This window comes from Dyella sp. GSA-30 (assembly GCF_027924605.1).
GTDB lineage: Bacteria > Pseudomonadota > Gammaproteobacteria > Xanthomonadales > Rhodanobacteraceae > GSA-30.
Genome location: NZ_AP027042.1, coordinates 3,250,416 through 3,267,123 on the forward strand (window position 1 = coordinate 3,250,416; position 16,708 = coordinate 3,267,123).

The 16,708-nt window shown below is 59.0% G+C and carries 10 protein-coding genes; 6 read left to right on the plus strand and 4 right to left on the minus strand.

Annotated features, from left to right (window positions below):
- Positions 1 to 4: 4 nt before the first annotated feature.
- Positions 5 to 886 (plus strand): aldo/keto reductase, encoded by an 882-nt coding sequence (locus tag QMG46_RS14315; RefSeq protein ID WP_281848498.1) that lies wholly within the window; start codon positions 5 to 7, stop codon positions 884 to 886.
- 76 nt (positions 887 to 962) lie between these two features.
- Here QMG46_RS14315 and QMG46_RS14320 read toward each other — a convergent pair whose 3' ends face one another.
- Together QMG46_RS14320 and QMG46_RS14325 are read right to left on the minus strand one after the other, a co-directional pair.
- Positions 963 to 2,072, minus strand: coding sequence for a PepSY-associated TM helix domain-containing protein (locus QMG46_RS14320; protein ID WP_281848499.1), 1,110 nt, complete (start codon positions 2,070 to 2,072; stop codon positions 963 to 965).
- A 6-nt stretch (positions 2,073 to 2,078) separates the two neighbouring features.
- On the minus strand, positions 2,079 to 4,316 hold the full coding sequence (locus tag QMG46_RS14325; protein ID WP_281848500.1) for a TonB-dependent receptor family protein: 2,238 nt from the start codon (positions 4,314 to 4,316) through the stop codon (positions 2,079 to 2,081).
- 165 nt (positions 4,317 to 4,481) lie between these two features.
- Here QMG46_RS14325 and QMG46_RS14330 point away from each other — a divergent pair, with 165 nt between their 5' ends.
- Entirely contained in the window at positions 4,482 to 4,883 is a 402-nt protein-coding gene (locus tag QMG46_RS14330) for a DUF2251 domain-containing protein (protein ID WP_281848501.1), read from the plus strand.
- Between the two features lie 125 nt (positions 4,884 to 5,008).
- Here the strand turns inward: QMG46_RS14330 and QMG46_RS14335 are convergent, their stop codons facing one another.
- On the minus strand, positions 5,009 to 5,890 hold the full coding sequence (locus QMG46_RS14335; RefSeq protein ID WP_281848502.1) for a LysR family transcriptional regulator: 882 nt from the start codon (positions 5,888 to 5,890) through the stop codon (positions 5,009 to 5,011).
- Positions 5,891 to 6,157: 267 nt separating this feature from the next.
- Between QMG46_RS14335 and QMG46_RS14340 the strand changes: the two genes are divergently transcribed.
- From QMG46_RS14340 to QMG46_RS14355, 4 genes are all read left to right on the plus strand, one after another.
- The gene (locus QMG46_RS14340) at positions 6,158 to 11,533 is read left to right on the plus strand and encodes a hypothetical protein (protein ID WP_281848503.1); all 5,376 of its coding nucleotides are present in this window, start codon (positions 6,158 to 6,160) and stop codon (positions 11,531 to 11,533) included.
- Between the two features lie 35 nt (positions 11,534 to 11,568).
- On the plus strand, positions 11,569 to 12,474 hold the full coding sequence (locus tag QMG46_RS14345) for an RHS repeat domain-containing protein (protein WP_281848504.1): 906 nt from the start codon (positions 11,569 to 11,571) through the stop codon (positions 12,472 to 12,474).
- Positions 12,471 to 13,043 (plus strand): hypothetical protein, encoded by a 573-nt coding sequence (locus QMG46_RS14350; protein ID WP_281848505.1) that lies wholly within the window; start codon positions 12,471 to 12,473, stop codon positions 13,041 to 13,043. Before QMG46_RS14345 ends, QMG46_RS14350 begins: the two co-directional genes overlap by 4 nt.
- A gap of 365 nt (positions 13,044 to 13,408) precedes the next feature.
- Complete coding sequence (locus QMG46_RS14355) at positions 13,409 to 14,692, plus strand: MFS transporter (protein ID WP_281848506.1); 1,284 nt, start codon at positions 13,409 to 13,411, stop codon at positions 14,690 to 14,692.
- Between the two features lie 46 nt (positions 14,693 to 14,738).
- Here QMG46_RS14355 and QMG46_RS14360 read toward each other — a convergent pair whose 3' ends face one another.
- Positions 14,739 to 16,568, minus strand: a complete 1,830-nt coding sequence (locus QMG46_RS14360) for a GGDEF domain-containing protein (protein WP_281848507.1) — start codon at positions 16,566 to 16,568, stop codon at positions 14,739 to 14,741.
- Positions 16,569 to 16,708 lie beyond the last annotated feature (140 nt).

Sequence of the window (16,708 nt, forward strand, 5' to 3'; positions counted from 1 at the left end):
TCCCATGTCTAACGCAAACGCAGCTTCATCGGGCAGTTTCAAGATCGGCGGCGATATGCAGATCAATCGTCTCGGCTTCGGCGCGATGCGCATCGTCGGCGATGGCGTCTGGGGCGAGCCCGCCGATCGTGCCGAAGCGATCCGCGTGCTCAAGCGCCTGCCGGAACTCGGCGTCGACTTTATCGATACCGCCGATTCGTATGGTCCGGATATTTCGGAGCAATTGATACGCGAGGCCTTGCATCCGTACAAGAACCTCGTTGTCGCGACCAAGGCAGGCCTCACGCGCACCGGCCCGAATATCTGGATACCCGTCGGCCGTCCCGAGTATCTGATCCAGCAGGCGCATAAAAGCTTGCGTCAGTTGGGTGTCGAGCGCATCGATCTGTGGCAGCTGCATCGCATCGATACCAAGGTGCCACGCGATGAGCAGTTCGACGCGATCAAGTCGTTGATCAAGGATGGCCTGATTCGCCATGCGGGTCTTAGCGAAGTGAGCGTCGACGACGTCAAGGCCGCTGCCAAGTTCTTCAAGGTGGCCACGGTGCAGAACCGTTACAACCTGGTCGATCGCACCAGCGAAGATGTGCTCGATTACTGTGCGCAGCAGAATATCGGTTTTATTCCGTGGTTTCCGCTTGCGGCAGGCGACTTGGCCAAGCCGGGTTCTTTGCTCGACAAGATCGCCAAGCAGCATAACGCGGCGCCGAGCCAGATCGCGCTCGCGTGGGTGCTCAAGCGCAGCCCGGTGATGTTGCCGATTCCCGGGACGTCGAAGGTGAAGCATCTGGAAGAGAACATCGCAGCGGTCGATATCACGCTGTCGGATGAGGAATTTGCGGCGTTGGACAAAGAAGGCAAAGCAGCTTTCGCTCGTGGCGCTTGAGGACTTAGAGCGCCCCCTCACCCCAGCCCTCTCCCCCGGCAAAGCCAGGGGAGAGGGCTGGGGTGAGGGGGCGCTATTAAGCGCTAGCCGCCGGCCGCCTACGTCGCGCCCGCCAAAACAAAAAGCCCGTCACCAACATAAACGACGGCATCAATCCCCCCAATACCGCCAACGTATGCCACACCGGTCCACCAACCGCCGCCGAGTGAATCGGAAACAGCGAGTTGGCCAGCCGTCCACCGGTGCCAAGCTTGGTCGCATCATCACCACCGATCACGCGTGCAGCAAAGGGATCGAGCCAAAGCATGCTACGCCCGGCAAGATTCCATTCACCAGGTCGACGAACACGTATCACCAAAGCGATGTCTTTCTTCGCCGGCAAACTGATACGCGTGATCACCGCATCCGGCGCGGCAGCTTGTGCAGCAAGCAATACAGCAGACCAATCGATCCTGACATCCGGCGCATCCTGCAACTTCGGTGGCTTGGCTGGCGCAGGTTCGCCAAATGCATGCGCCAAGCCAGTGCGTACCGCACCGCGATACGCCATGGTCGTACCGGTACCGATCATGATCAGCAGCAAGGGCAGGCCAACCACACCCACAAAACGATGCCAACTGCCCCAGCGCAGAATCGGCGGTCGCGGGTGAGGGCGAAGGTGCGATAACGCTCGCTTGCGCCCCGGCCAATAAAGCCAGACACCGGAAAAAATCATGAATAAGCCGGTGCAGGCGACCACGCCCAGGATAGTCTCGCCAACATCTCCGGACAGCAGATGCGTGTGCCAATCGAGCAGGACCAGCATCGGATCGCTGCGCCCACTGCGATGCGCAATGACATCGCCGCTGGTCGGATCGAAGTAGACGCGGTCACCACCCTTGGCCGTACCCTCGAAAGCCGTCAGGTCGCCATTGGGCAAGGCGATACCGCGCAGCTTGCCGCCTTCGGGCGTGGCCAGAATATGTTCCAGCGAATGCCCCAGCCCCGCATTGTCGGGAACGGCACGACCGGCCAGCTCGGGATGCATGGTCGTGAGCAGCGGCGCCTCGAACGTCAGGATGCAGCCGGTCAGCGTTACCAGCGCCAACACGAGGCCAAGGCTCAGGCCGAGCCACAGATGCAGGGTCTTGAGTACTTGGCGAACACGGCGTGGCGAACGACCAGGCTGGCGCGGTGTGTTGCTCATGATGGCTTAGAAATCCACGTTGGCTTGCACGTAATACGTGCGCGGCTGACCCACATAGAGACCACCGTTGTTATCGGTGGAACGCGTAAAGTAGCGACGATCGAAAACATTCTTTACGCCGACGCCCAGGCGTAGATTGGAAAACGCCTTGCCGAACGCGTACTCCGTGCGCAAGTTCCAGGTCGTCCAGCCGGGGATGTCGCCCAACTCGCCGTCGGGTGTGCCGATGGTCTGGTAGGGCGTGGGGTTGGCCGGATCGAAGCTGGGTGAGCCGGGCGAATGCTGCCGCGACTGCGAGAATGCATCGACATTGAACGTCCATTGCGCCCGCGTGTAGCGCAAGCCGACATTGGCGGTGCGGCGCGAATAGAACGGCAGGTCGCGGCCGGCAAACGAACCGAACTTGGACACGGCATGCGTATAGGTGGCCGTGCCCCAGAGGGTCAGGCCGTCCAGGCGATCGTCGAACGCACCAAAATCGACATGACCCGCCGATTCGACGCCCTTGTGCGTGGTGGCGCCCAGGCTGGTCCAGCCATCGAACGAATCGGGCACGTTGGGCAGCTTGCCGACCAGCTGCAGTTCGTTGTCGAAATTGATACGGAACAGCGACACCTCACCGCCCCATGCCGGCGTGTCGTAACGCGTGCCCAGCTCATAGGTAAGTGCTTTCTCCGGCTGCAGGCCTTGGGCGAACTGATTGGTCGTGTCCTTCTGGCCAATCTGGAAATATTGCAGCGCGCCGAAAGACGTTTCCGCATTTGCGTAAAGCTTCCAGGTATCGCTCAGGTGATAGATCACATTGAGCGACGGCAGCGGTTGCGAGTAGGTCTCGCGGCGGAACGTCGGGCCTTTGACGATTACCGTGCTGCTCGGGTGTGCTTCCCACCAGCTGTTGATGTGCTCGTAACGCAGGCCGGGTGTGATCGTCCATTTATCGACATTGATCGTGTCGTCGACATAGACGGCGTTGGCTTTATTGGCGCCGGTGTTGTTTCCGCCCAATACATAGGGTGCGTTGTAGACCCCGCTGTCGAACGGCGTGAAGTCCTGTGCCGAAACAAACTTGCTGTTGCGCAGCGTCTGCTCGTGCATGTATTCGGTGAGATAGCGATAGCCCACGCTGATCTCGTGCGTCCACTGTCCCCAGTTGAACAACTGCGAGTAGCGCGGTTCGATCGCGAAGGTGTGATAATTGCGCGGGTAGGCATTCAATTGATGCGTGTAGAGGCCGCTCTTCGGATCCTGCGTGATCGTTTCGATATGGCTGCCGCGGAAGCTGTCGGTGTAATAGGTCTGCAGTTCGAAGCTACGCACGTCGTCGCGGTGGCTGTACTTGAGCACCGCGTCCTGGCGGCGCCCATGAAAGTCGTCGAAGGGACGTAGCGACTGGAACGGATTGGCCTTGTATTCGGCCTGGCTGAGGCCGCCGGGCATGCCCGCCTGACCGTCGTAGTAATGCAGGCTGCCGGTAATCTCGTCGGTGCTGCTGATGGTGTACTTGGCCTTGAGCATCAAGTCGTCGATGCTTTCGTTATCTTCCTTCTCGCGATAGCCCGGGCCATGCGCGCCGCTGTAGAGCAGGGCGAGGCCGAAACCCGATGCCGTAGTTCCACCGATAAACGCATGGCTCTGCGTGCGGATGCCGCCATATTCACCGCCCTGCAGCTGCACGCCGGCATCGCCACCGAACGTCTTGGGGATATCTCGGGTCACGAAGTTGATGATGCCGCCAACGTTCTGCGGCCCATAGCGCACGGAACCGCCGCCGCGCACCACGTCCACCGCCTGCAGGTTGCCCAGCGCAACCGGTGCCATCGATACCTGCGGCTGACCATAGGGAGCCACAGCGATGGGAATGCCGTCGAGCAGCAAGGTCGAGCGCGGGGACAGGCGTGAGGTCAGGCCGCGTACGCCGACACTGAGCGAAACATCGCTACCGCCAGTGCCATTGCTTTCCTGCACCTGCACGCCCGGAACCATGCGTAGCGCGTCGCGCAGGTTGGTTGCGCCGCTTTCCAGTAGTTGCTCGCGGCGCACCACCGTACGTGCTCCGGGATGATTGACCACCACGTTCTGGTCCGCTTCGGCCAGCCAGTCGCCAACCACACTGATGCCTTCCAGATTCGCGGTCGGCTTGTTCAAGGGCTTTTTGTTGCTGTCGGTACTGTCTTGTGACAGCGCGGTACCGGCATAGCCGCTACCGGCCAGGGCGATCAGGATGGCGGAGCAAAGGGAACGCATCTAGGAGGAATCTCGTTACGATAGCCCACTATCGTAATTGCGACTCATTATCATTTCAATTGGCCATGCGATTTCCCTGGCCAGAAGCCAGGTAGGACATAAGGACGCCTATTCAATTGCCGCGTGCTCGCTTAATGTGATGGCTTACTCACTTCGGGGTGGCCCATGCCGTTGCACAACGTGGTCGAACAACCGCTCAAGGTGGGCGAGGAGCAGTTTGTCGAGGGACCTGCTCCGGGCGGCAGATATGCCGCCATCTTCGAAGACGATGGCGACACCGGCTATTTCTATGCCTTGGACCTGAGTGAGGCCGAGCAGCCCGTCCAGGACGCGCTGCATATCTACAATGTCGTCAACATTGTAGATCGCGACACCTTATCCACCGTCACTATCGGCTGGTCAGCCGACAGCCAGAAGGCGGCGCTGCTGATCAACGGCAACCCCCATGCCATCGTCGACTTCACCACCAAGCGCGGCTACTGCCGCACCGGCTTCCCGCCGCCGTCGACGGAAAGCGGCTGGACCGGGCACGATTGGGATGACGCGGCGGTGGATTTGTTTGCCTGACACCCGCTGTTATCACGGAAAGTGCAATCTTTGTAGGAGCGACTTCAGTCGCGACCCACCTTGACGTAACCTCGGGTCGCGATTGAAGTCGCTCCTACAAAAACTAGATGGCTTTTCTTAAGCATTCAGCAGCGCTTGAGTTCATCAAGCAAAAGCTGCACAGGCTTTTGCAATCGGTTGGGCAAGGGACGATGCACCAGCCACGAAATAACGTCGGTTTTAAAATCACTGACCGATAGCACCTTGAGCTCATGGCGATGACGGCTCGTCGCGAGCGCATCGGGCGTAACGAGCCCTATGCCCGCGCCGCGAGATACCAGCGATAGCTGCAGATCGGAACCGAACGCCTCCACACCGACATTGAAAGGCAGGCCTTGCCTCTCGACCGCGTGGCGCAAGGTGGAGCGCATGCCGCAGCCGTTCTGGCTCAACACCCAGGGATGCGGCGCCAGATCGCTCAGTGAAACCCGGCTCTTCAATCCCAGCTTGGGTGAGGCGACGATCTTGATCGTCTGGCGCTTGAATGCATGAGCGGTCATGCCGATAGGCGGCTGGGAGCTTTCGGCATAAACGATGGCAGCCACATCCAGATGACCTTGTTCGATTTGCTCGACTAATCCCGGTGACCATCCTCCCTGGATTCGCAGCGTCAGTTTCGGATAGGTCTCCCGCAATGCATCGACCGGTCCGGCCAGGGCCATATCGGCCAGCATGGGCGGCATGCCAAGGCGCAATTCGCCGAACGGCTCGATATCCTCGCGAACGCTCGCCATCAGGTCGGCTTCGGCGTGCAGGATCTGCCGACCCTTTTGATAAACCTCCTTGCCTGCCGCCGTAGGTCGTAGTGGCTTGGACTGACGATCGAGCAATTCGACGCCAAGCAAGGACTCGAGACTCTGCACGCGTCGAGTAACGCCCGGCTGCGTGAGGTGCAGCGCGGCTGCGGCCTGCACGATCGAGCCGGTATCGACGACGGCGATAAAGGCGGTGATGTCACGGGTGTTCATAGATTTATGATCTCTTTGAGAATTATGCGTATATGGCATAAAGACTAAAGTAATTATTCTAACTGGTCATGTTTCGGCGATGCGGGGGGGATGTTGGTGATCGATTCGCAAAATCTTGCTACTTGCAAACTCATTTTCTTGTAGCTAGTTTTTCGCAAGTCCGTACGCAATGTGCGGACTTGGGAAAACAGGGGAAAATCTATGTTGTCGCAGTTCCGGCGCGGGATGCGTTTGGTGTTGGGCGTAGTTTTTTTTGGCATGTTTTCGATGCACGCGTGGTCCCAATCGGCGCCGGTAACGCCCGAAAGCGAGTACCAGAAACGCATCAAGGTCAGTGAAGACATCCAGCCGCTGGGCGAGAACCCATTCGGCGAGCACGTCAGCCTCTACACCGGCGCGACCTCGTTCGAACAGACGGACGTGAGTTCCAGCGGCATCGGTCCATCGATGCAGATCTCCCGGACATTCAATACGCCGGACCAGACGCCCAATGTTTCCTACCAGACTTTTCTAAACAACGCCTTTGTCGATTGGGCGCTCGAAGTGCCGCATATCGAGACGATGTCGGCACCGGAAAAGAACACCGTCAATGGCCAGGTTGTGATTACCTGGTTTTTTATCGACGACTACTACGGCACGAATCGTTGCGATAGCTTATCGCCCGCGCCAACGATGTTTGCCACGTCGGGCAATGTCACCGCGTCCTACGATGTCGATAGCTGGTGGCATGGCTATCAGCTGATTGTTCCGGGGGCAGGGAGCCAGGATCTTCTAAGTCGAGACGCGTCCAATACCGTGGCTCCTCAGATGACTGCAGCGGATGGCTCCGCTATCTCATTTCCGATCGTAACCAAGGAAAAATGGGCGGTCGGTTGTCTTGCCCAAACCGCCAATGGCTACCCAGGCAAGGGCTTTTTGGCGGTTTCGCCCGATGGCACCAAGTACTGGCTCGACTGGCTGATCTACAAGACTGCCGATGCCGTGGTTGGCCAGCCGGGCGTGCCGCTGCAGCGCCGCACCGTGATGATGATGGCGTCCAAGGTGCAGGATCGCTTTGGCAACACCGTCAACTACACCTACGACGGGAACGGCAACCTCACCGATATCCAGGCAAGCGATGGCAGGCAGATTCATCTGGCCTATGAGACCTGGCAGAACCCGACCAAGGATTCTTTCGGGAACTACTACAATCCAGCCGCATATCGCGTACATTCGGTAACGCTGCAACCGTCGAACGGATCGCCAAGAACCTGGAATTACACCTACGGCAGCGACCCTATTATTCCTCGCCTGAGTTCTGTCCAACTTCCGGATGGAAGCGCCTGGTCGTTCAACCTCGGTAGCATTGCTACGGTTCCGGGTGACGGTTATCTGATTGACGACGATAGTCCCTGTAACACCACACCTAAGCCGCAGGATGCGGTGACATCCTCGGGAAGCATGACGCATCCCTCGGGATTGTCGGCGACCTTTACCTTCCTGAGTACGATACGTGGGCGTTCTTATGTGCCCTATGTCTGTAACAACCCGAACGGCGCCGCGACGCTGCGTTTTCCGAGGATCTACAAACAAACGTCGCTGACTCAAAAGACCTTCACGGGCGCTGGCCTGCCCACGCAAACATGGAGCTATAGCTATGCGACGGCCAATTACAGTTGGGCTAGCGACTGTGCTTCGGGCTGCCCGGCTACCGCCACCACCGATGTGATCGATCCGGCCGGCCGCGATACCAAGTACATCTTCAGTAACAAGTTCGATGCCACCGAAAGTCTGCTTCTGGAGACGGACTATTACGTGGGCGGCGCGGGCTCTGCGTTGGCGCGCTCCGAAGTAAGCAGCTATGCCAGTCCCACCGGCAATACGTGGCCGGCGGTTATCGGCAATACGCAGCAGCTGTCGGTGAACAACGATCAGCTGGGTCGCTATGCGCCCGAAAATCAGCGTGCCACCACGCAGGACGGGGATACGTATACATGGTTGGCCGAGGCATTCGATGCTTTTGCGCAGCCGACCAAGATCAAGCGTTACAACTCGATTGCTGGTCAGACCGCGATCGAGGAACAGACGACGCTACTGAACGATCTGCCGCATTGGGTGCTTGGGTTGCCGCAAGAGACGGATAACCTCACCACCGGCGAGACCGAAAGCGTCAACACGTACAACCTGTCCAATGTGACCTTGCAGTCGCGCTCGCGCTTCGGGCAGTCGTTGATGAGCTACGGCTACGACGCGCAGGGCAACCTGGCGAGCTTCACGGATCCCAACAATCACACGACCAACTTAAGCAACTACAAGCGCGGCATCCCGCAGACCATCGGCTACCCCGACGGCCATGGGCAAAGCCTCGTCGTCGATGATTTCGGCCAGATCAGCAGTCTTACCGATCAGGCAGGTAATACCACCAGCTACAGCTACGATGCGATCGGTCGTATCACGGGGATCACCTATCCGGCCGGCGACGAAGTGGCATGGGCGCCCAAGACCTTCAGTTACGCGCTGGTTGCTAGCGCAGAGCGCGGTGTTGCCGCCAATCACTGGCGTCGCACCACCACGCAAGGTAACGCGGTCAGCACGACCTACTTCGACACGATGCTGCGACCGATCCTGTCCGATACCGGTATCGCTGGTCAGACGTCGACCAGCACCGTGCGCACCGACTACGACTGGAAGGGCCAGAAGATCTTCGTGTCCTATCCGGGTTCGGCTAGTCCCGATATCACGGCGCTGACCACCGGTACGCATAGCGTCTACGACGCCCTGGAACGCCTGACCGACACGCAGCAGGACTCGGAGCTGGGCACACTCACAACACACAACGCGTATCTGTCCGGTGCCCGCCAGCAGGTCACCGACCCCAAGAGCAACGTCACTACGACGGCCTACCAAGTCTTCGATCAGCCGGCGTACCAATCGGTGATCCAGGTACAAGCCCCAGGTGGTATTACTCAGACGATCAGTCGCGATATCTACGGCAACCCGCTGTCGATCACCCAGTCGGGCCTGTATGGCACCGAGACCGACACGGTCACCAAGACGCTGACCTACGACAACTTCCATCGCCTGTGTCGCACGACCGAGCCGGAGAGCGGCAGCGAAGTGACCGGCTACGATGCGGCCAACAATATCGCCTGGACCGCTTCGGGCCTGAGCATCAGCGGCACGGGTTGCGGCCAGGAACAGGTCGCCGATGCCGCCAAGACCAACCGCAGTTACGACGCGATGAATCGCGTGCTGACCCTGGTGCCACCCAGCGGCACGCAGAGCACGACCTATACCTACGATCCGTTGGGTAACGTGCAGACGAGTGCTTCCGGTATCGCTACCTGGACGGCGGGACGCAACAAGCTGGCCCAGCTGACCTCGGAGACCTTGAACGTCACCGGCAACGGCAGCAACGTGCTGCGCTATAGCCACGACACCAATGGCCACGTGGCGACGATCAGCTACCCCGATGGCCTGGTGGTCAACTACGCCCCCGATGCCTTGGGCCGCCCGACCCAGGCCGGCAGCTTTGCCAGCAACCTGAGTTATTTCCCCGACGGCGATGTTGAGCACTTCACCTTCGGCAATGGCGCGGACTACCTGGTGCAGAAGAACACCCGCCAGCTGCTGAGCAACTTCAGCTACGCCAAGGGCAGCACGCTGAATCTGAGCGAAGACTTCGTCTACGACCCGAACGGCAATATCACCAACATCAACGATCTGGCCGGCGGCCCGCGCACCAAGAGCTTCGGTTACGACGCGCTCAACCGCCTGACCAGTGCCCAGGCTACCGGTCTGTGGGGCACGGAAACCTATAGTTACGACCCGCTCAACAATATCCGCAGCCGGGTCAGCGACGGTCAGACCTACAGCTACAACTACGACGCGACCAACCGTCTGGCCAGCATCACCAACGGCAGCAGTACCGCCTTCAGCTTCGGCTACGACAACCGCGGCAACGTCACGACCAAGAACACCACCAGCCTGGTGTTCGACCAGAAGAACCAGCTGACGCAGATCCCGGGCCTCGATAGCTATGCCTACGATGCCTCCGGTCGGCGTGTGCTCAAGACCCCAGCCAGCGGCAACCCGACCTATTACTTCTACACCCAGGACGGCCAGCTGCTGTACCAGTTCGAGGCGAACTCGACCAAGAGCACCGATTATATCTTCCTGGGCAAGAAGCTGATCGCACGCAACGAGGGCTATGCCACCACGGTCACCGGCAATGTCGATGGCGTCAATATCGATGGCTCGGGCAATGCGATGGTCTCGGGCTGGGCATGCTCGACCGGGCTGGCGGCGTCCATCACGGTGGAAGTGTTCGCCGGCGGCCCCTCCGGGGGCGGCGGGACGCGGGTGGCGACCGCCACGGCGAACCAAGCCAGTGAGCCGGCGGTGGCAACAATCTGCCAGACCAGCGGCACGACGTACCGCTTCAGCATCCCGCTCACGACAGCGATCAGGACGCAATACGCAGGCACGCTGATCTATATGTACGGCGACTCGCCGGTAGGCAACGGCAACCTGGTGTTGAACGGTTCGGGGAGCTTCCAGGTGCCGGCCGCGCCCACGGCACCCGCTGCACCGGCCAGCGCAACGGCGACGGTCGCGGGCAACTTAGCCAGTATCACGGTGAACTGGAGCAGTTCCGCGACGGCGACCAGCTACGTGCTGCAGCAGAAACAGAACAGCGGCTCGTGGAATCAGGTGCTTAACAGCAACGTCACCAGCTACACGCTGAGCAACCCGGTGGATGCCAGCTACAGCTACCAGGTGCAGGCCTGCAATGCGAACGGCTGCAGTGCGTTCACGGCATCGAACACGGTCAGTGTGGCGCATCTGCCGACCACGCCGGCCAGTATCAGTGCACCCGGTAGCAGCACCGGTGCCATCGGTATCAGCTGGGCGGCAGCCACGTACGCGACCAGCTATACGCTGGAACAGAGCCTCAACGGCGGTGCCTATGCGGCGATCTACAGCGGCGCGGCCACCAGTAACAGCTTCAGTGTGGGAGCGACGGGCAGCTATACCTATCGCGTGAAGGCCTGTAATGCGAACGGCTGCAGTGGTTATGTCACCAGTGGTGCGGTGGCGGTGACGATCCCGCCAACCAGCGCACCCGGTATCGGCGTGCCCAGTAGCAGCAATACCGGTAGCTATACGGTGAGCTGGAACGGTGTCGCCGGTGCAACGACCTATGTCCTGCAAGAGCAGGTCAACGGTGGCGGCTGGACGACGATTCAGAACGCCAATGTGGGGAGTTGGGCGGCGAGCGGAAAAGGCAACGGCACCTACGGATATCACGTGCAGGGGTGCAATGCCGGTGGCTGCGGGCCGTTCAGTACTGTCGGCACTACAGTTGTGTCGCTGATTCCGGCAACACCCACCGGGTTCGCTTTGACCCAAACCGGACCGAGCGATAAGCCGATACTGCACTTTTCGTGGAACGCCTCCAGTGGCGCCAGTACGTACAACCTTCAGTACCGGGATCCTGGCGGAAATCTTTCAACGATCTATAGCGGGTCTGCAACAACCTACTTCCAGTTGTTTTTAGTGACTGGAGCGGCCTCGTTTCACGTCCAGGCCTGCAATGCAAGCGGCTGCTCTGCTTATAGTTCATGGATAACCTGGCAGCTGGCATCCGGGGGTGGGGAATAAGTGCCGGTGTTGTCGTGACCGAGTGGTAGTGCTGGTTGGATCAATCGAAGGGTGAGATTATGGGTCGCGGATTAAGTCTTAAGTTGTTCTTGGTTGCACTTGTACTTGGACTAACTTCGATTGGCGCTGATGCGGGTAATACTGTCTATGTCTATACTGACCATCAAGGGACGCCTTTGGCTGAGGCGAATAGCCAAGGTGTAGTTACTGCCAGTTTTGACTATCGCCCTTATGGTGTCCAGGCGGCGGGCGTTAATGCCAATGGTCCTGGTTTTACAGGGCACGTAAATGACGCCGATGCTGGCTTCGTATATATGCAAGCTCGCTACTATGATCCGCAAGTGGGGCGTTTTTTAGGCGTTGACCCGATAGATAAGCAGCCTGTCAGTGGTCTTTATCAATTAAACCGGTATTCCTACACTCTGGACAATCCCGTAATTTATATTGATCCGGATGGGAGGCAAGAAATATTTTTTTCAAGTTCGCCTGTAGAGCCGAATGCCATGCTGAGGGCGGGTTTAAGGCCGACCCCCTTGTCTGAGGCCATAAGACAGGGTATACGAAATCCCATTCCTCGAACGGCAGCAGAAAAAGCGGCGGATCTTGCTAGAGAGGCGGGGCTAAAGCCGAGGCCGAGGCCGCAAGATCTGCGAGAGGGAAAACAAGAGCCTTGGATTCCGCAAGAGATAAAGGAGCATCCATTAAAACGTGTGGACGATTTTATCGATGTGCTAAAACTTATTGCTGAGCTTGTTAAGAATCTTCACGGTCATCCGGCGGTTACAGTGGGTCCTGATGTTCCCCCGCCAAGTAATCAACAGGATCCAAATGCTAGCCCAAATCGTAACAGTTCGCCGACTCCTTCACAGCAGCCTACGCCAGAACCTAGCCAGCAGAATAATTCGGTCAAAGGTGATGACTGTCCAGACTGCTGGGCATGAAATACTTTATTGAAAAATGGATGTGTTTAATTTTTCTTGTCATTCGCGCAGTTGCGAGAGGGCGTTTCGCCGAAAATCATGAGACTTGGAGCAAAGGTTTTGAAAGGTTCAAAGAAAGGCCGGGGGCAGTCTGTAGGACCTGTTTGCTCCTGTGGTATGCCGTTCAGGCGTTGAAGATGAGTGATCCTTATAAAGTTTCCACTGTTGCGGAGGCTATGACTAAATACGGGATGGCGTTTGAGTCCATGAGTACTAGTGAGGCATTTTATCAGTCCATGGCCTGGGTTGGATATGATAACTGTAGGTATCATGGATCTTCGCCATGCGCTGATCTTATTAAAAAATGGCGCGCAAACGGAGCTATTTCCATTAACGAAGTAGATGGAGTTACGTCAGAATCAAAGTTTCCGTGGATGCTGGATTTTATGAGAGGTTCAATTTTTGAAAGGGAAGAAAAATTCGATCTCGCGATAAAATTCTACAGATTGGCAAAAATGACTGTGCCACCTTGGTCTTCTGAGGCTAGAAGTGTTGTGGAGAAAATAAATTACTTATTGAATAACAATTAAAATATGAATGGGCATAGTGCTTTGGACGTGAGGCCACCGGTTTGGAGTGACAGAGCGATTTAGAGTTCAAACGATACTTAGCAGATATTTTTGGTGCAAGACGGCCCCTCTGCTGATGGGCCGGCGCGTCCTTGACTGATGCCGACGGCCTGTGACGAAGAGCAATGTCTTTATCACATGGATATCTTCAGGAGCTAGATGATATGTAAGGGCGTGCTGCACGACGTAGATGAGAGTCAAGCATTGCTGGATGTGGCGGACTCGGGATGACCTAGTCTCGATATATGAGTCAATAGCATAAAGACTATAAAGATTATTCAATTGAAGCATGGTGCGTGCCTATTTAGCATGATCAACCATTCTTCATGCAAGGCCTCGCTGTCATGCAGTACGCCACACGCCCCAAGCTGGCTGTCGAGCCCGCTCAGGAGCCGCTCGAAACCCTGACCGGGCCGTTGACCTTCCTGTTTGCGCTAGCCGTTGGCGTAATCATCGTGAATCTTTCGGCTGCACAGCCACTTACGGGGCCGGTGGGGCAGGCATTGCATCTACCGTCATCGTGGACCGGGTTGGTGGCGATGTTGCCGCAGTTGGGCTATGCGGTAGGCATGTTGTTTCTGGTGCCGCTAGCGGACCTGTTTGAGAACAGGCGTTTGACGGTGGTGACCTTGAGCTGTTGCGCGCTGATGCTTGGTCTGGCGGCGATTGCGCCAACCGCTCCGTGGTTCCTGTTTGCCGTGTGCATCGCTGGCGCAACGTCGTGCGCAATCCAGATTCTGGTGCCGCTGGCGGCGGCGATGGCGCATCCGGATCGTCGTGGCACGGCGGTCGGTAATGTAATGAGCGGGGTGATGATCGGCATTCTGTTGTCGCGGCCACTGGCGAGCACGGTGGCGGGGAGCTTTGGCTGGCGTTCGTTTTACGGTCTGCTGGCGGTGATGAATGCCGTGTTGGCTTTTGCCCTGTTTCGCTGGCTGCCGCAGCGGCATCCTGAGCGTGTCAGTTCGTATCGGGCCTTGATGGCCTCCTTGGTCACGCTGTGGAAGCGCGAGCCGGTGCTGCGCCGCTATTCGCTTTCTGCGGCGATCGGCATGAGTGCATTCACCGCGTTCTGGACGGCAGTGGGTTTGCGGTTGGTGCAGCAGCCGTTTGGACTGAGTGCGCATGGCGTGGCGCTGTTCGCGTTTGCGGGCGTGGCGGGAACGGTGGTTGCGCCTATTGCGGGGCGTATCGGTGACCGCGGTTACAGCGTGGCTGGGATGCCGGTTGCGCATGCGATCATGGTTCTGGGCGTGTTGGTTGCCGCGATGGCGGGAGCCGGCTGGTTTGGGTTTTCGCTTGATGCGCACCCGATGCTTGCATTGGGGGCGTTGGTGCTTGCGGCTATCGTTATCGATGCCGGGGCCATTGGCGATCAGACGCTTGGGCGGCGTGCGGTGAATATGTTGGATCCGGCAGCGCGCAGTCGATTGAATGGGTTGTTTGTCGGCGTATTTTTTGTGGGTGGTGGTGCGGGGGCGCTGGCCGCGGGCGCTGCCTGGGCGGCTGCGGGCTGGAGCGGGGTGTGCGTGCTTTGCCTTGTGCTGTGCGCGCTGGCGTTTGCGTTGGATATTGTTTCCCGGCGGGCTATGTTGGCCTCGCGGATTTAGAGCGGTTGCGAATGCACGATTGCGCTGTGGTTGGTCGCGTATCCGCTCAGGGCTCGATGTCGATCGGCCCACCAGGCGCTTCGCTGATCGCCAACACATGCATATCGGCTCGATAGCGGTCCACATGAAAGCCGTCCGACTGCCGCTTGGCCGTCCGCTTGGCCTGGGCAGCCAGGCTGGCGACGCTTTCGGCTTCGCTGGGGAAATCGTCGACGATGGCTACGGCGCCGACCGAGACGGTGGTCAGCGGAAAGAAGCGCAGGTTGCCGTGGCGGTCTTCGGCTTCGATCCCGCCGCGTAGCCGGTCGACATCGTCGAACAAGGTGGCGGCCATGGTGTTGAAGCGCTCGCGCATCTGCCGGCAGCGTTCTTCCCAATCGTTGCTCTGGAACAGCACGATGAAATCGTCGCCGCCGATATGCCCGACGAAGTCGCTGTCCTGGCGCAGGTCGCCGGTCAGGGCGCTGGCCAGCAGCCGGATCATTTCGTCGCCGCGGAAATAGCCGTAGTGATCGTTGAAGGGCTTGAAGAAGTCCAGGTCGAAATAGGTCGTCACGAACGGCCGTCGCGCCTGCAACAGGCGCTCGAGATGTTCGGTAACCGGGATATTGCCGGGCAGGAAGGTCAAGGGGTTGGCATAGCGCGCCGCTTCGACGCGAATTTCGGTGACTCGGCGCACCAGTGATTCGCCGGTGCCCAGGCCGAGATACATGCCGCCACGCGTGATGATGAAACCGTCGCTCAGATAACGCTGGTCTTCGCCGCGCAGGATGTCGGCCATGCTTTGCAGTGATTGTTCGGCATCGCAAAGCAGGGGCGCGTCGTTCATGAACGCGGTACAGACCTTGCGTGCGAACAACTCGCGCGCGAACGGCTGGGCCATCCGTTCGGTGAAATGGCGGCGATTGATGATGCCCACGGGCCTGCCTTGGTCGACCACGGCAATGGCGTGCAGACGCTCATGCAAGGAGAAGATCGCCGCCACGTGGTCGTTGTTCTGCGCCAGCGATACGGCCGGCGCTTCGATCAACAAGTGCTCCGCCTTGAGCGGGCGCGCGGTGACCGGGCCGCTTAAACTGGGTGGCACGACGACATCCGGATCAGTGACGGCATCGATGTATTGCCGGCTCACCTGGACGATCGGCACCGGCGCGGGACGAGCAATCAGAAAGCCTTGCGCATAGGGGATGCGAAGTTCGCGCAGCATGCGCAGGTCGTCAGCATCTTCGACACCTTCGCCGACCAGGTCCGCGCCGAGGGTTTCGGCCACGGTGCAAAGCGCACGCACGATGGCCAGCTTCTCCGCGCTGCGCGAAAGGCCGTTGATCAGGTAGCGGTCGATTTTTACCACCTCCGGATGAATCTCGTTCCACATCTCGAAGTTGGAATGGCCGTTACCGAAATCGTCCAGCGCGATGCGGATGCCGCTGGCGCGCAGGTAACCCAGGCTGTGCGCGAGCTTGGCCGCATCCTCGACGATGTCGCGTTCGGTCAGTTCGATGGTGACGCGGCTGAGGTCGAAGCCCGGCACGGTCAAGGCGTCGATCACGTCTTCGGGCCTGACGCCGGCTTGCAGGATGGCATGCGCGCTGAGGTTGATCAGCAGGCGACCACCAACGCCGGTTTGCGCAAACTGGTTGACGATGCAGCGCGCGGCGCCGAGTTCGAAATCGGCCAGGCGGCCACGCGCCCGCGCCAGGTCCAACAGATCGATCGGCGTCAGTGCCGTGCCGGCCAGGACGGAACGTATCAGCCCTTCGTGCGCCACGACCGCATGCGTTTCGATATGTACGACCGGCTGGAAATGGGCGGTCAGCGCATCGGACGCCAGCGCCTGGTCAAGCAGCGATCGTTCTCGCTCAGCGGCGTCGGACATGGCTTTGATCATCACAAGGCTGCTCTCGGAAAGCGCAGAACTGGCAGATTTCATCGGCGCTTCGGGCGGAAACTTGACGTCGGCGACCGGCCGACGTTGCAGCGCGACATGATGCGTCTGCTTATGTGGCAAACGGATGT

Bases quoted from the DNA above. Each gene is read 5' to 3' on its own strand.
- QMG46_RS14325 (WP_281848500.1), bottom strand. From the start codon at position 4,316: ATGCGTTCCCTTTGCTCCGCCATCCTGATCGCCCTGGCCGGTAGCGGC.
- QMG46_RS14320 (WP_281848499.1), bottom strand. From the start codon at position 2,072: ATGAGCAACACACCGCGCCAGCCTGGTCGTTCGCCACGCCGTGTTCGC.
- QMG46_RS14355 (WP_281848506.1), top strand. From the start codon at position 13,409: ATGCAAGGCCTCGCTGTCATGCAGTACGCCACACGCCCCAAGCTGGCT.
- QMG46_RS14330 (WP_281848501.1), top strand. From the start codon at position 4,482: ATGCCGTTGCACAACGTGGTCGAACAACCGCTCAAGGTGGGCGAGGAG.
- QMG46_RS14335 (WP_281848502.1), bottom strand. From the start codon at position 5,890: ATGAACACCCGTGACATCACCGCCTTTATCGCCGTCGTCGATACCGGC.
- QMG46_RS14340 (WP_281848503.1), top strand. From the start codon at position 6,158: ATGCACGCGTGGTCCCAATCGGCGCCGGTAACGCCCGAAAGCGAGTAC.
- QMG46_RS14350 (WP_281848505.1), top strand. From the start codon at position 12,471: ATGAAATACTTTATTGAAAAATGGATGTGTTTAATTTTTCTTGTCATT.
- QMG46_RS14360 (WP_281848507.1), bottom strand. From the start codon at position 16,568: ATGTCCGACGCCGCTGAGCGAGAACGATCGCTGCTTGACCAGGCGCTG.
- QMG46_RS14315 (WP_281848498.1), top strand. From the start codon at position 5: ATGTCTAACGCAAACGCAGCTTCATCGGGCAGTTTCAAGATCGGCGGC.